This window comes from Prosthecobacter dejongeii (assembly GCF_014203045.1).
GTDB lineage: Bacteria > Verrucomicrobiota > Verrucomicrobiia > Verrucomicrobiales > Verrucomicrobiaceae > Prosthecobacter > Prosthecobacter dejongeii.
The window spans coordinates 68827-83681 of sequence record NZ_JACHIF010000012.1 but is presented as its reverse complement, the minus strand read 5'-3'; the positions used below and the strand labels follow the sequence as shown (position 1 = coordinate 83681).

Genomic DNA, 14855 nt, shown 5'->3' with positions numbered 1-14855 from the left:
ACGGGGCGCTACTTGCGCCGCGCCATCATTCGGTAGCCACCGAATACGGTCTCCCGGACGGAAATCTCCCAGCTAGAATCCAGCCCCAGAAAATCGGGAAGCTCCTGCCCCCGGAAACCAGCGCGGATGCTCACCTGCATGTCGTAGCGGGTCACCCAGTTGAGCTGGGCTAGACTGCAAAAAAGACGACCCATGAAGGTGTGGATGCGGTAACGCGCGGGCTCAGCCGCAAGGATGAGCTGCGTCTCTGGAGCAATACGGCTGCCTAACAAGTGAAGTGGTGCCGCCTCAAAATGGTGCAGGAACAGATTGGCGATGAGCACCTGCGATGGGGGCAGGTTTTGAGCAAACAAGTCTCCCTGTGTCCAGGCTGCATCCGCAGGCCAGGAGGCTGGGCGGGGAGCTAGATCGAAAGCATGAAGGTCATGCGTCTGGCACAGCCCTTGTTGTGCGAGTTTGAGGGACAAGGCACCATCTCCAGCGCCCAATTCGGTCATCTGCCAGCCGGGCTGGCAATACCGCCGCATCATGCGTGAGATCCAGCGGTGATTCCCCATGATGCCATTGACCAGCAGGAGATCCTGGCGGCCACGTCGGGCGGCTGGATCATCGCTGGCCAGCGTTTCGAGAATCTCAGGCTGGACACTGCGGATGCGCATGGAAAGAAAGGGGCACCTCCTCAGCGCACAAGTCGCACACGGGCGAATCGGCGACTCTTGGCCGGGTTAAAGGGGACGTCCTCGACGGCGACAACTTCATAGGTGCCATTGGTGGCCAGGGATGTCGCAGCTTGGGTGGCATTGGTCCAGTTGATGAGGTCACTGCTGAATTGGACGGTGTAAGAGAGGGTGGTGTCACCTGCACGGCGGGCGTGCTCCACCCGCAGTTTCTTTTGCTGGCCGGCGCCCACCACCGTGATGTTAGGCAGACCGAATTGAGTGATGCTGCCTGCGCTGGTCGCTAACTTGGCTCGCGAATTGAGGCGGGGATTCATTCCCAGAGCGAATTCGGTGAGGTTGGTCAGACCATCCCCATCGAAGTCTTGCTCAGGATCGGCATCTGGGCCGGTGAGATGGTTGGCCTCTGTCCAGAGAGCGTAGGTATTTACTGGGGTCGTATTGATGACCTGGATGGTCTGAGTGGCCCCGGCGGGCAGGGGGCTGAGGGCTTCCCAGCCGTAGGAGCTGTCACCGGGGAAGTTACCACTGCCATTCATTTGAAGATTCCAGCGATAGGTGCCTGGGAGGGCGCCCTGGGGGACGGTCAGACTGATGCGGTAAGTTCCACTGGCAATATTGCCGCTGATACGATGGGTTTCACCCCGGAAAGGTGCAGTGGCCACTGGAACACCGGTGGGATTGTAGAGCACCATCTGGCCCGAACCGATTTCTTGGGATGCATCCACGGTCACCGTCGCAGTCAGGGTGGCGGCAGCTTGACTGACATCCACAGGCGCTGGGCTGAAAGTGGCACCCGTCAACCGGGCAAAGGGGGTGGCAGCCACGGAAGCGCGTACGGCGATGTTACCCTGCTGGTCTGCGCCACGCCCTGCGACAGCGACTTTATAAACGGTGAATGGATTGGCGAGAAAGCGGATGCGACTGGCCCCACCCTCCGCAGCTTCATCATTCACGTGCACAAGGGTCAGAGGTGGGCTGGTGTAGTCATCCCCGGTCCACACAGATAAAACGGTATCGAAGCTGCTGCCGACCGTTTCGATCTCATACCAGACTTGGTCTGCAGCGGCCAGTTCCAGCCCCCACCAGGAGGTGGCGGCGTAACTTTGGGCGGTGAATCCAGGCGGCAGAGGTTCGCTGGTCTCTAGAGTCGCCCCCACATTGTTTCCTGGCGTGGCAGGTCCGCTGGGGGGCAGTTCTTCCCATGAACTTAGGTTATCATTGAGAGGGGCCGCCTGTGCGGCCCAGGCGAAAGAGCAGATAGCCAGGGCCATCAGCCCTTTCTCACATGGCTTTAGCAAAATCATCAGCCAGAGTTAAGAGCATTTCAGTCTCTGTGCCAGTGATTCGCAGCACGGGTTTATTTATTGATCCCACGGAACATCTCCATGCTGGACTTTGAAACGGTCTTCAATTGTGCAAGGTAGCTTTTCAGTGTTTCACGCTGACCAGGGGTCAGAAAACCCTCCGCGCGTTCGGCGATGATGCGGTGGTTGGTTTCCAGTTGCTCAATCTGCTGCTGGATGACTTGATCGGTGATCTTGGAGGGATCGCCCCCTGTCTGGTCATTCAGCCCACCGATGGAGGAGGGGCTGGTGCGGACCTCTGCCATCAGTTTGAGGAGTTCCTGCTCCTGAGACCCAGAGAGAGGCTCTGACGATGCTGCAAAGAGATTGCGGCCCAAGGTGTCATAAACGGTCCGGTCCGGTTTGGTGAAGTCCCATTCCTGAAAGGTCTTCCAGTCATTTTCTTCATTGAGAAATTCCTTGATGGAGGCCTCATAAACGGAGCTTTGGTGTTTCGCTTCGGCCAGGATTTCCTGACGTTTTTGGTCGGTCAGGCCGGGCTCCATGAGCTGCATGCTGAGGTCCGTCTGCATTTTCTGTCGTGCGGTCAGCAGCTTGCGGAAGTTTTCTTTATCTTCCGGGCTCAGGCGCAGGATTTCGAAGAGCTTGCCGTAGGCGAGGTCGATCTGCGCGGCCTGCTGGTTTTCCAGAACCTGCCGCATTTCAGGCGTGCGCAGCATTTGCCGGAGGTTGCCTGAATTTGGTGGCGCGGGGAGGTTGGCGGCAGTGGATGCAGGGTCCTGGGCGGGGGTGGTGCTAGCGGTGCCGGTGGCTGTGGGGCTGGTCTCCGTAGGTTTGCGCGCCAAGTCAGCTTTCAGTTTGGCGATCGTCTGGCGTGCCTCTTGGAGTTCTGTTTCTAGCTTCACCGCCCGAGGATCCACGGATGGGGGCGTGGCCAAGAGCCAAGCTAAGGTACCTGTGGAAATGATGCTGACCGCACCGAGGAGGGGGACGACGATATTTTTCATGGGGAAAGGGGGCTATTAGCCATGACAGTCCCCTTTCTAGGCAGGAGCGTTCATTTTGACCAGATGAAAAAATGAACGTCCCTTTCGGCTTCGACCTCACTTGGCCGTAGGTGCCTTGAGTTTGGCGATGAGGTAATCGTGGGCTTGGGGATGCTTCACTTCCGTGGCGCCGGGGTAAACGAGCTCGCAGGGCACCCCCACGCTTTTCAGTTTTTCCTCCAGCTTCACGCCAAAGTTGGCGCTGTGGGTGGGGTCTTTCTGCTCTTGGCCCAGGGCGGGAGGGGCGCTGTAATACAGGTAAATGGGGCAGTCATCTGAGGTGACGTTCGCGTAGGGGGAGTATTCCTGGATCCAAGGCAGGATGCCTTCTCTCGCTGCAAGGAAGTCGGCAAACTGGGTGTCGCGCTTTTTGGGGTCTGGGGAGATGAACCCAAAGGCATGGCCTCCGTAGCGGCTGTTGGGCGTCCACTCCTTCATCTGCTGCGGGTCCAGAGTGGTCTGGGCTCCCATGACGGCGGCACACCAGAGACGGGTGGATTCACGGGCGATCGGGTCGCTACTTTGGGGATCTGCCAAGTCGTTGTGAAAGGCTAGCCACAGACTGGAGCAGGCCCCAGCGGAGCCACCGGACGCACCGATACGGGTCTTGTCGATGTTCCATTCGCCTGCCTTGCTACGGACGAACTGGAGCGCGCGGGCAGCGTCTTCCAAGGGGGCTTTTACGGGCGGTTTGATTCCGGCGGCATGTGCCTGGGAAACATAGCGGTAGTTGATGGAGACGACGGAAATGCCTGCGGTTAGATATTTCTCAATGTTAGCCACGCGGCCCTTATCCCCACCCATCCAGCCGCCGCCATGGATGAAAAAAAGCAGCGGGGTGGGCTGGGCGGATTCAGCTTTCCAAAAGTCGAGCACCTGCCTTTCATGCGTGCCGTAGGCCACATTCGCCAGGGTGGGCTTGGGCATTGGTGGGGCTTTGGGCTTTGCAGGCTGGGCAGCTTTGGGCTTGGCGGGAGCTTTAGCAGGGGTTTCGGCTGCGAAGAGTGCGCCGCCCAGTAGGCTGAGAGCACAGAAGGTGAGAATAGTCGGGCGCATGGTCAGTAGGGATGAACGCCCCAGGAAACGGTAGGCAGGCACCGTTTCTTTTGTGTAAACACCGCCGCAGATCCTTCGGATCAGTTCGTGGGAGCCTTCCAATTGCCATCCAGCACGCCTTGGTCGGTGACCACATTTTTGCCGTCCACCTGCTTCACCAGCCACTTTTTGCGCTGAAAATCCTTTTTGTAGGACCAGCCTGCCTCATATTCCCAGGCATCGGCCGCCAGGGCCTTCATCAAGCGCACCTGGATGACATAAACGGCGATGCGTTGGTCTGGGTCCACGATCATGTTGTCCGGCTGGGCGGTGGTCAGCACGCTGGCGCTAATGAGACGTAGCTTGAGGTCATCGAAACGCTTGAGAAAGGCGACGCTGGCCGGGGTGTAGTCTCGGTTGGGCACGATCTCACCCAGGGCGATGGAGTAGCTCTTTGGCACGCCGGGATTGGGATCGGGCAAGGTGCGGATGATTTCGCGCACCAGGTCTTCGGTAGATTCGGTCTCGTAGTGGTCCAGCCGCACGCCTTCACGGTCCACCGGCCCGCAGGCGGCGAGGGTGAAAAGACAGAGGCAGGTAAAAAGACGGCGGATCATGATTCGGGTCATTGCCACGGAATACGCATGGGAGCAACTGGCGGTGCTTGGCAAGAGGCCCCGCCTTGCTATAAGTAGCCGATGTTCGATATTCGTGAAAAGCCCCAGAACGTGGATCGTGCGTTTCTGGTCGGTGCCTATTTTGATCGCCGCAAGGCCCAGGAATCCGCAGATTTGCTGGAGGAATTGAAGGAACTGGTGGAGACGCTGGGCATCGAAGTGGTGGGGAGTGAACTGGTCTTTGCCCGTGAAATGACCGCCCGCCACCTCATCGGCAAAGGCAAGGCGCAGGAGCTGATGGAGGCGGCCCGCAATGCGGGTGCAGAGTGCATTGTCTTCGACAACGAATTCTCCCCTGGCCAGCAACGCGCCTGGGAAAGTGAGTCCAAGCTCTGCGTGATTGATCGTCACGAAGTCATTCTCGACATCTTTAACATGCGTGCGAAGACCCGCGAAGCTCGTTTGCAAGTGGAGCTCGCTCGCATGGAGTACTCCATTCCGCGTCTGACCCGCATGTGGGCCCACCTTGACCGTCAGGGCGGGGGCGCGGGCGGGGGCGTGGGCGGTGCCGGTGCGGCCCGTGGTGAGGGTGAAACCCAGCTAGAGGTGGACCGCCGTATGGCCTACAAAAAGCTCGACCGCGTGAAAGCCGAGCTGGAGGAAGTGAAGAAGCAGCGCGACACCATGCGCAAGGAGCGCAGCCGCGTGCCGCTGCCACATGCCGCCATTGTTGGTTATACCAATGCCGGAAAATCCTCTTTGCTGAACAAGCTGACGGATGCGGATTCCTACGTGGAAAACAAACTTTTCGCGACGCTGGACACCACCACTCGCCGGATGGAATTGCCCGATGGGCAGGCCATGTTGGTCACGGACACGGTGGGGTTTGTGCGCAATCTTCCGCATGATCTTGTGCAGAGCTTTCGCGCAACTCTGGAAGAGGCCGTGCTGGCAGATTTCCTCATTCACGTGGTGGATGCTAGCTCTCCCCATGCCTTTAGTTTTTACCAAACCACCACGGAGGTGCTGGCGGAACTGGGCGCTGGGGATAAACGCGTGGTGCTGGCGCTGAACAAGGTGGATCTGGCCGATGACAGCCGCCAGATGGAGCTGCGCCGTCAATTTCCTGAGGGGATCTTCATCTCCGTCAAGACAGGTCAGGGCCTGGATGACCTTTTTCACCGCATCCATGACATGCTGATTGATCGCGTGGTGCGGCTGGATCTCAGCATCCCTCTGGACCGCATGGACCTTGTGGCTCTAGCTCATCAGGAAGGGAAAGTCCTGACGGAATCCTATGATCGTGGTGTGGCGGATATCCAGTGCGTGGTGCCCAAGCGCTTTGAATCTCGCTTCACCGAATTTGTGGCGAAGAAAAAGAAGAGCGCCAAAAAATGAGTCGGGGGTGCTAGTCACCCTTATGGTTAGCGGACGGCGGTGGGTTTCGCGGTCTCGGCGCGGGGAGCGATGGGCATGGCATCCGTGGAGGCTAAGATGGTTTGCATCAGATCCTCCGGTTTGATCATTTCAAATCGGCCCTGGACCCGGAGGTGATCCGTGATGCGGAAGGCGGTGGACTCAGAGGTGGACTTGGCCACGCGGCTGCTTTGCATCATGATGGGGCCGCCGTAGAGCATGGCCTCATTCACGCTGAGGGTGGCCTCATCACACAGGGCGGTGGCGCGGTCGGGGAGATTGATTTCGATAAAGACGTGGCCTTTGGCCTTCACCTTCAGGGCCTTGCCCTCATCGTCTTTCTTTAGCACTTCCACGCTGTCTCCAGCCACTCGGTATTGGCCCACTTCCGCGTGCTGAGGGCTCAGGGCTTTGGCTTCGTCAAAAGACATTTCCAGCAGAGACCATTCGGTCATGCTCACCTTGGGGGCAGGCTCTGTGGCGATTGCTGGCGCTTCGGCTGGCGGCGCTTCTTCCTTGGGGCTGCCGCAACTGGCTAACAGCCCGGTGACTCCCAGGACTGCCCAAGCGCGCATCGTGACCGATGATTTCAGGAAGGAAGGGAGAAAGCGAATCATGGGGTCATCTATACACGGAAGAAACGCTAGTTCAGGCTCAAAGTGTCTGAGTCTTTGCTTCTTCTCGTCCTACTTCAGCGGCAGGCCATGGCGCTGCCAGAAGCTTTGTAGGGCAGCCGGGGAACCATTGAAGACATTGCGCTCCACCGGGCGGTCCAGGTTGCCAAAGTAGGGGCTGAAACGCCATGGGCCGTGATTGTAAACCTTCGGGCGGGAGCGGCCACCTTCCCAGTCCACCCCGCCGTATTGCCACAGCGTCCAGTCAGACCACACTCGGTATTGATTCACGAGACCTTTGGGATTGCCTGGGGCAGGGAACTGGGGGCCTGCGCCGCTTTCATGGGAGTAAAGTGCTAGCCAGTAAGGCATGCGGCGGAGTTTGGCCTTGGTGGCCGCATCGGCATTGCCGAGGAGGATTTTTAAATGCGCGCTGTTCTCCAGGTAGGCCACAGGCACCACCCCCGTGCGGGCTTCCACCCGGTCCATGAAACGCAGGATGTCAGAAAGACGGGAGTTCGCATCAAAGTCACCGCACAGCAGCAGCGAAGAAGCATTCCAGGAGCGGCTGCGCGCCAGGGCCTGAGCACGGGCCACAAATTGATCTGCTTGGGCCACGGCATCCACATGGGTTTGCAGGCGATAGTAAACGCCCAGCAGCATCCCTTGGCGATCGGCGGAGGCCAGGAAATTAGCGCATTTCGTGTCCAGATTGCCGCCTTTGCCTGCTCGGGCAATGAGGCCGCTGGCTCCATTCGCGCGCAGAGCGGAAACATCGTTCTCTGAGTAGCTGCGTCCTTCCCGCTGGCGCTCCTTCGGATCGTAGGCGGAGACATTGACGATCTGTGGCAGGCCTCGCGAATTGGGCGGCAGGCTGGTGGGGGTGCTTCCGGGCTGCGGGGAGGTGCAGTGGGCCAGTAAGACAATCAGAGGCAGCAGGGAAAGTCGGTTCATAAAGGGACGAAAACAAAGCCGGAAGGAAAGTGGATCTAAAGAACCGCACACTTCCCTAAGCACACACCCTTTTACAGGAAACAGGGAGTTTTCACGAGAGAATTTGTGCAGTTGAAAAAGGCTCGGGCATTTCGCCTGGCGTTGTGCGGTAGATTGGTAAGCGTGTCCAACGATCCGCATTCGTTTCTATGGAGTCATGTCCACGGTCTCTGCTCCATCGCTCGCTCGCCGACTGTGCGTGCCGCTCATCGCACTCGCAGTGGTGGCGACGGTGTTGTGGCTCGGCTGCGAGTGGCTCGTCAGGCGTGCGCAGGTGCAGGTGAAGGAAAGCTTAGCGGCCCGAGGCCTTTTGCTAACTTCCAAAAGTGAGTCTTGGTCGCTCTGGGGCGGAGTCACGTTGCAAGATGCCGTTCTGAGCCAAGTCTCAGGCAACAGGCCACCTCTGCTGCAGATCAGCGCCCTGCATGTGGAGGTGGAATGGGGCCAGTCTTGGGAACACCGCAGCGCCATCACGCGCTGGCTTGCGGAAGATGCCGTCCTCACACTCCAAGATGAAGTCGGAGCCGTCACGCTGAACCCATTTACCCTCGATTCCGTGGTGCGTGAAGGCCAAGTGGATGTGGCTCGCCTGCGATTGGGCCAAGGGGCTTTGACGGTTGATGTGAAAGGTGAAGTTCTCACCTCTACCACTTCAGAACAGGGCGGGGACAAGACGCCATTTTCTCCGGATTGGCAGTCTCTGCGTTCCGTCTTTCGCACGCTAAGCTTCAATCCAGAGGCCGGGCCATTTCAGATCACGGGGGTGTTCGCCGTGGATCTGAGAAACAGCGCGGTCATCTGGAATGCAGACCTTCAAGGAACCGGCCAGCACGTGGAGTGGCGCGGTGTGCCCTTGAAGAATGCCATGGTGGAGGGCCAAGTCTCCCAAGGCGGACTGCGGCTGACGGGCGACTTCCAATTCACGCAAGGCAGTGCGTTGATCGAAATGAGTCGCGAGGGCTGGTCTCAGACCCCGCTCAATCTCAGCGGCACGCTCACGGATAGCGCCAATCGCAGCGATGAATTTGAGGCCGCCTATTTGGGCAGCCAACGCACGCTTACCATCGCCCGTCTCAGTGGCCCCGCGGATCTCCTGGAACTGGCCCAAAATTACCCGCTTCTTGCAGCTCAACTTCCCTCCGCTCTGACGGTCAAAACGTTTCCAGATATCCTGGCCAAAGACTTTGTTTTGGATCTCAGCCAGGAGCCACCTGTGTGGACTCTCGCCAGTGCCCAGTTGCGCACACCCGCCTCCATCGTCGTCACGGTTCGCGATCAACCCCTAACCATGGATGGTATCACGGGTCAGGTTTCTCGAAAAAAGGACTTGTGGCATTTCAATGACCTGAAGGGAAAACTCTTGGACGGGCGTTTCAAACTGGATGCCAATTACGATGGTCGCATCCTGACCGACGCCCAAGTCTCGCTCCAGTCCCTTCGGCTGGCCCGCCTCACTCCGTGGCTGGGTAAAATCAATGATAGCCTGGAGGACTCGGACTTGTCTCTGAACTATCAGGGAACCATCTGCAACAATCCTGTTCGCTCCACGGGCGGTGGCAGTCTCATCCTCACCAATGCGCCAGTGGTCCACATCCCCTTGCTGGAGCAAACTTATGCGTTATTTCCCAAACTGCTGCCTGACCGTGGTCGCGCAGGCGCTGGCCAGTTTCAGGTGACTTTCTCCATGAATAAAGGTGTGGCCACGATTGATCCCTTCAAGGGTCGCAGTGAAGCCATCACCGTCACTGCCACTGGCACGGTGGATTTGGTCAACCAATACGTTCAAGGCCGCGCCCGGGCCAACCTGCGTGGCATCGTTGGCCGCATCACCCTGCCGCTCAGCCATGTCTTTACCGACATGGAAATCAGCGGTCCGCTGGATGACATCCGTGTCTCGCCCGAGGGGCCAATCGGAGGTGCCAAAGGTCTGTTTCAGGGCACGGCAAAGGTCGCCAAAGGCAGCGTGAAACTCAGTGGCAATGTCCTCAAAGAAGGTCTCACCTTACCCTTCGAAGCTCTGGGCATGTTCGGAGAACAGAAGGCAGGAGAGTGAGCGGGAATTTTGCTATTTTACCTGTGAGTAAGTGGTCAAGAATGATTCAGGTGTCATAGCTGGAATCAGGCAGTCGGAAAAGTCGGCAATATTTCGAGTGATGATGATGTCTGCCATTCCCGAAATCGCAGCAGCCATTTGCAGGGCATCTTCAAAATCAGACATACCGTGTTCTCTCCATCTTGTTGCATCGGTATGGCCGACATTGGGCACTTCTAGAAAGCCTAACAACATGTCCATCATGTCTGCCGTCTCTTCCTTTGAATGCTGCCGACCATGATAATAGGCGATGATGGGCAAGGTGTGCCAAGCCACCAAACCTTCGTGCATTCTTGTGTCACACAGTCCTAAAACCCTGTTGCTAGCCTGCTGTCCAGTTCTCGGAAGCCCCGAGGCTTCCAGGATTAGACAATCCAGCAGCACATTGGCATCTATAAGCAGCCGCATGTTCAGCGAAGATGCTTCTCGTTGATATGGGAAAGCCAAAGATCGCTGGAGTCTTCAAGCTTTTGAGCGGAACCGCTCCATTTCTGAACAAAACCCGTTGGTTTCCGCACCGATAAGGGTGGCTGTGTTGGGGGAACGGAAGCTTCGACATTGAAGGAGATCAAACCGCCTTCAACATGGAACCGCACCCAATGGTCACCACTCGGCAATCCAAGCCTTTCAAGGGGGGCAGAAGCTTCCAGTGTCTTCATAGTAATGTGTAGTTTACGTGAGGAAGACAACAAATACAAGCCCTCGCTGGGTGTAGGCTCTTCCGACTATTTCCCCTGCTGGGCCCAGAAGGCTTCGGGCGGGAGGAGGTCACTGCCGGTTTCGTCAAAGCGGGTGCCGATTTCTTTGAGGGGGAGGGCCTTGGCAGTATCCAGACCACGGGTGATGGTGGCGGGGGTGAAGACTAGGCGGGTGAGGCTCATGCCGGCGAGTGGGGTAAGATCGGTGACGGGTGTTTCACCGATGTGCAGTCGCTGAAGGGCGCTGCCACTTAAGGGTGACAGGTCCTTCACCTGGCTGCGATGCAGGGTGAGGGAGACCAGGGGCATGCCTTTCAGTCCGGCGATGCTTTCGACAGGGGTGCCGCTGAGCCAAAGCATCTGGATGGGGCTCTTGGAGAGAGGCGTCACGTCGGTGACTTTAGTGTCCACAATGTTCACTTCCGTCAGCGGCGCACCTTCCAGGGCGCTGAGGTCCACCACGGGGGTACGGCTGAGATAGATCTTTTGCAGCGGCATTCCGCGCAGCGGGGAGAGATCGGTAATAGGGCTATCTTCCAGATAAAGTTCGATGAGCTTCATGCCCTGGAGGGGGCGAATGTCCTTGATGGGTGTGCCGCTGAGGTCGAGCGCGAGGGGCCTGAACTTTTCCAGAAAGACAAGGTTGGTCACTTTGGCCTCTCGGAGACTGAGGGCGACAGGCTGGCCATCCTCGATGCTGAACTCGCCATTCCCAGCGTATTCGTGATTGTGGTACTTGATCTCGGTGTGGAGCTTTTCAGCCGTCCAGTAAACGGATTTCGCTGTTTCAGCGGGGGGTGTCGTTGCGGGCGCCGGAGATACCGGAACGGCAGGCGCGGGCTTTGTAGGGGTAATCGTGAATTTCGTTTCTTCACCGCAGGCAGTGAGCAGAAGGGCTAGGGCGCAGGTGGAAAAAGGCAGACGAATCATGAGCACAGGGGAACGCAGACAGCAGGCCGGGATTTCAGCGGGAGAGAAGAAAGCTGCTTTAATCTCGCAGGGCCACCGCAGGGTCCACCCGCGCAGCAAACCACGCTGGAATCAGGGCTGCAATGAGGCAGAGCACCATGGCCAGGCCGCAGATGAAGGATAGGTCCACCCACTGGATATGGGAGGGAATTTCACTGAGGAAATAGATGTCTTTGGAGAAGAAATCGCGGCCCGTGATTTCAGCAATCCAATCGCGCAGATCATTGCGAAAATGCAGGACGGTCATGCCGCCGATGATGCCTAAAATGATGCCAAAAACAGCCACAATGCCCGCCTGCACGAGGAAGATGCCGATGATCTGCTGAGCCCGACTGCCAAGGGCCGTGAGGATGCCGATCTCGCGCCGTTTTTGCACCGTGACCGTGATGGTGGTATTCATGACACAGATCGCGGCGACGAGCATGATGAAGAAAAGCAGGAAGTACATCAGCGACTGCTGGTTTTCCACATCCCGCAGCTTGGAGCCGAGGGTGTTGATCCACGTCCGTGCATTCCAGTCCACGGGCAGCGCATTGGCCTGAAAAAGTGTCTGCACGAAGTCTTCTGCCTGGTCTGGATCTGCCAATTCAATCTCTAGGCCACTCACATCACCTTCCAGGTTGAAGAGCTCTTGACCGACATTCAGCGGCGCATAACAGCGGTCACCCGCTGTATCTGCACGCACGATGGCGACCACGGTGAGATCCCGGGGAAGGACGACGATCTCGTCGCGTGCGGCCTTAGCCTGCTCAGGGTCCGTCGTTTCTTCAGCCTCACGCAGATTGCGGATCATCTGGCGGATGGTGTCTGAGGCCAGGATGGAAAGCACATCTCCTACCTTGACCTTTAGCTTTTTAGCCAGCTTGTCGGTGATGATGAGGTTGTCTTCCTTGAGGTTAAACTCGCCTTCGAGGAGATGCTTGGAGAGCTTTTTCAGCAGATCGTTATCCGCCTCCTCTCGCAGGCCCAAAAGCTCAGCTGCTTCGGGGTCGGAATCGCCATTGCGGGCAGCGATCATGCCTTCGGCGATGGGGGTGGCAGAAAGCACGCCTGGGCGCTGTTTCATGTCCTTCAGCACATCACGCCAGTTGGAGCGAAAGGGTTTGGGCGCACCCTCAGGAAGCTCCCCCACAAAGGGGCTGTCCTGGACTAAAACGACGTGGGGTTCAAAACCAAGAAGCAGTTGTTTAAACTCCACCTGCCAGCCTTTGAAGACGGACATCACCACCACGAGGACACCCACGCCGAGCATGACCCCGAGCACGGAAATGAGCGAGATGATGGAGACCAGCGACCGCTTGGGCCGGAGGTAACGCAGAGCCAGAAAGAGAGGGGCGTTGGAAAGCATGAGGAAGGTCAGTCTCGCAGGGCCACGGCCGGGTCCACCCGGGAGGCAAACCAGGCGGGGATCAATCCGGCGACGATGCACAGGGCCACAGAAATGAGGCAGGTAACGGTGACATCCCAGGGCTGTATGTGGGCAGGAATGGTGGAAAGAAACACCCCCTCCACTGCATGCACTTGCCCCCCGGTGGCGAACGTCAAGATGGAACGGATGTCATTGCGCAGCCACAGTACTATCATGCTGCCGATGAGGCCGATGAGCGTGCCTACCACACCCACCACGACCGCCTGGAGGAGAAACACATTCACAATCTGCCAAGGGCGGCTGCCCAGCGCGGCCAATACGCCGATCTCGCGGCGCTTTTGGGTGGTGACCGTGATGGTGGTGTTCATCACAGAGAAGGCCGCTACGACGGCGATGATGATGAGGACAAACTGCATCATCGTCTGCTCATTCTGCATGGCGGCTAGGCGAGACTCGCCCGCATCGGTCCAGAGCGTAAAGTTCCAGCCTGGGAGGGTAGGTTTTAGCGTGTCCGCAAATTCCTTGGCCTGCTGCGGGTCGCGAATCTCGATGGCGATGCCTGTCACCTCTTGGCCTAACTGGAAGAGTTTCTGCCCGGTCTTTAAAGAGACGTAGCCATTATACCCGCCCGTGTCTGAGTTGATGAGACCCGTCACGCGCAGGGGCTGTGGCTGCAGCTTGATGGCGTCCAGGATAGCTTTCTTTTTTTCTTCAGATTCCTGCTCTTCGGCCGCGCCGTATTGACGCACGGCATGATTTACATTTTGAGAGGCATAGACGCTGATCTCATCCCCCATTCCCACGCCGAGCTGCTGGGCATGATAATCGCTGATGACGATGCTGTCCTCCGGCAGATCCAGGTTTCCTTCCAGCAGGTGACGGGTAAGTTTTTTGAGGTTTGCGGTCCCTTCTTCCTGAGATAAACCGAGTACGAGTGTCCCCGTCTGGTTATCCCTTTGCGCCATGTAGAGGATACCCCCCGCATAAGGTGCGGCAGTCAGGGTCTCTGGCTGGGCGCGGGCTATTTTTAGGACCTCTTGCCAAGGTGGAGCATTTTGCGCAGCGGTGTCCCGCGCCACCAGCACATGCGGCTCTGCGCCCATGAGCGTATCACGAAAGTCCACCTCAAAGCCCATCATGACGGCGCGTACCACCACCATCATCAGCACCCCCACGGCCACACCGAGAACGGAGATCGTCGTGATCACCGAAACAAACGAGCGTTTGGGGCGCAGGTAGCGGAGGGCTAGAAAGAGGGAGGCGCGGTTCACCATGGGCAGGCCCACTTTGGAGGCCTAAGCGCAAAGGTCAAAGAGTCTCCTGGCCTGCTTCAGATCTCCCCATCGGTGCGGGTCTTGCCGTCCTGGGCCTGACCACTGACGTCATAGCGCATCTGGCCATCCTGAATGCTCAGAAAACGAACGGCTCCGTGCAATTCCTCTGCCCCCAGTCCTGGGACGTGAAAGGTGCGTCCTTTGAGGGCTCCCGTTTCAATGGTGACGCCTTCGACCAGACGTCGGGCGATGTCCATCGGGCTGTGGCCTTCCTCTGTGAGGGGCATGCCGGCGGCTTCCACGGCCTGACACAGGGTGCAAAGGGTCTGTGCATTGCGTTGATCGCGTGCCTGCCGGACTTCGCTGCCACTTCCACCGAACCACGCCAAAGCCATCGTGCTCATGATGGCGAGGATGGACACAGTCATCAGCATCTCGAAAAGGCTGAAGCCGGAAGTGGAGGATGGGGAGTGAATCGCGATTTTCATACGCAATGTTGATAACACTGTGAAATTATAGAATTTTTAGGCAGTCCTCAATTCAGGTTTTTGTAAAACTGAGACTCCTGATTCACTATATTATCATTTATGAGAGGAATGGCCGCCGTGTTGCGGACAATGTGATCCCCTACTTTGACCTGCCTTTTACCTTCTGGGTAAACATGGAGCGTGGTATGCTCGTATTTCTCGCGCCATGCAGGTCTCCCCACGATTTCACTCCCATCAACGTCGTCTCCTTCGGGTGGCCA

Annotated in this window: 15 protein-coding genes; 2 read left to right on the top strand and 13 right to left on the bottom strand. The window is 57.9% G+C overall.

All coding sequences use genetic code 11. The features are described from left to right. Nucleotides 1–8 precede the first annotated feature (8 nt). The 5 genes from HNQ64_RS21850 to HNQ64_RS21830 all read right to left on the bottom strand — a co-directional run bounded on the left by HNQ64_RS21850 (nt 9) and on the right by HNQ64_RS21830 (nt 4682). Nucleotides 9–659: a methyltransferase domain-containing protein gene (locus HNQ64_RS21850; protein ID WP_184212775.1), complete on the bottom strand. Its 651-nt coding sequence runs from the start codon at nt 657–659 to the stop codon at nt 9–11. Between the two features lie 20 nt (nt 660–679). Next, nucleotides 680–1951 (bottom strand): hypothetical protein, encoded by a 1272-nt coding sequence (locus HNQ64_RS21845; protein ID WP_184212774.1) that lies wholly within the window; start codon nt 1949–1951, stop codon nt 680–682. Nucleotides 1952–2037: 86 nt separating this feature from the next. Further along, a complete protein-coding gene (locus HNQ64_RS21840) occupies nt 2038–2991 on the bottom strand; it encodes a hypothetical protein (RefSeq protein ID WP_184212773.1) in 954 nt (317 codons plus the stop codon). 96 nt (nt 2992–3087) lie between these two features. Beyond that, the gene (locus tag HNQ64_RS21835) at nt 3088–4086 is read right to left on the bottom strand and encodes an alpha/beta hydrolase family protein (RefSeq protein WP_184212772.1); all 999 of its coding nucleotides are present in this window, start codon (nt 4084–4086) and stop codon (nt 3088–3090) included. A gap of 80 nt (nt 4087–4166) precedes the next feature. Further along, nucleotides 4167–4682 (bottom strand): hypothetical protein, encoded by a 516-nt coding sequence (locus tag HNQ64_RS21830; protein WP_184212771.1) that lies wholly within the window; start codon nt 4680–4682, stop codon nt 4167–4169. A gap of 81 nt (nt 4683–4763) precedes the next feature. Between HNQ64_RS21830 and hflX the strand changes: the two genes are divergently transcribed. After that, nucleotides 4764–6080, top strand: a complete 1317-nt coding sequence (gene hflX / locus HNQ64_RS21825) for a GTPase HflX (protein ID WP_184212770.1) — start codon at nt 4764–4766, stop codon at nt 6078–6080. Between the two features lie 26 nt (nt 6081–6106). Here hflX and HNQ64_RS21820 read toward each other — a convergent pair whose 3' ends face one another. Both HNQ64_RS21820 and HNQ64_RS21815 read right to left on the bottom strand, forming a co-directional pair. Continuing rightward, a complete protein-coding gene (locus HNQ64_RS21820) occupies nt 6107–6715 on the bottom strand; it encodes a hypothetical protein (protein WP_184212769.1) in 609 nt (202 codons plus the stop codon). Between the two features lie 69 nt (nt 6716–6784). Further along, nucleotides 6785–7666, bottom strand: coding sequence for a GH25 family lysozyme (locus HNQ64_RS21815; protein WP_184212768.1), 882 nt, complete (start codon nt 7664–7666; stop codon nt 6785–6787). 196 nt (nt 7667–7862) lie between these two features. On the opposite strand from HNQ64_RS21815, the gene HNQ64_RS21810 reads away from it, so the two are divergent. Continuing rightward, nucleotides 7863–9758 carry an AsmA-like C-terminal region-containing protein gene (locus tag HNQ64_RS21810; RefSeq protein ID WP_184212767.1) on the top strand — a complete coding sequence of 632 codons (1896 nt, stop codon included), beginning with the start codon at nt 7863–7865 and terminating at the stop codon, nt 9756–9758. 12 nt (nt 9759–9770) lie between these two features. Here the strand turns inward: HNQ64_RS21810 and HNQ64_RS21805 are convergent, their stop codons facing one another. From HNQ64_RS21805 to HNQ64_RS21780, 6 genes are all read right to left on the bottom strand, one after another. Continuing rightward, nucleotides 9771–10205, bottom strand: coding sequence for a PIN domain-containing protein (locus HNQ64_RS21805; RefSeq protein ID WP_184212766.1), 435 nt, complete (start codon nt 10203–10205; stop codon nt 9771–9773). A 2-nt stretch (nt 10206–10207) separates the two neighbouring features. Beyond that, complete coding sequence (locus tag HNQ64_RS21800) at nt 10208–10456, bottom strand: hypothetical protein (RefSeq protein WP_184212765.1); 249 nt, start codon at nt 10454–10456, stop codon at nt 10208–10210. Nucleotides 10457–10522: 66 nt separating this feature from the next. Beyond that, entirely contained in the window at nt 10523–11425 is a 903-nt protein-coding gene (locus HNQ64_RS21795) for a leucine-rich repeat domain-containing protein (protein ID WP_184212764.1), read from the bottom strand. Nucleotides 11426–11483: 58 nt separating this feature from the next. Further along, a complete protein-coding gene (locus tag HNQ64_RS21790; protein WP_184212763.1) occupies nt 11484–12812 on the bottom strand; it encodes an FtsX-like permease family protein in 1329 nt (442 codons plus the stop codon). Nucleotides 12813–12820: 8 nt separating this feature from the next. Further along, nucleotides 12821–14107 (bottom strand): ABC transporter permease, encoded by a 1287-nt coding sequence (locus HNQ64_RS21785; RefSeq protein ID WP_184212762.1) that lies wholly within the window; start codon nt 14105–14107, stop codon nt 12821–12823. A 56-nt stretch (nt 14108–14163) separates the two neighbouring features. Beyond that, the gene (locus HNQ64_RS21780; RefSeq protein ID WP_184212761.1) at nt 14164–14595 is read right to left on the bottom strand and encodes a type II secretion system protein; all 432 of its coding nucleotides are present in this window, start codon (nt 14593–14595) and stop codon (nt 14164–14166) included. Nucleotides 14596–14855 lie beyond the last annotated feature (260 nt).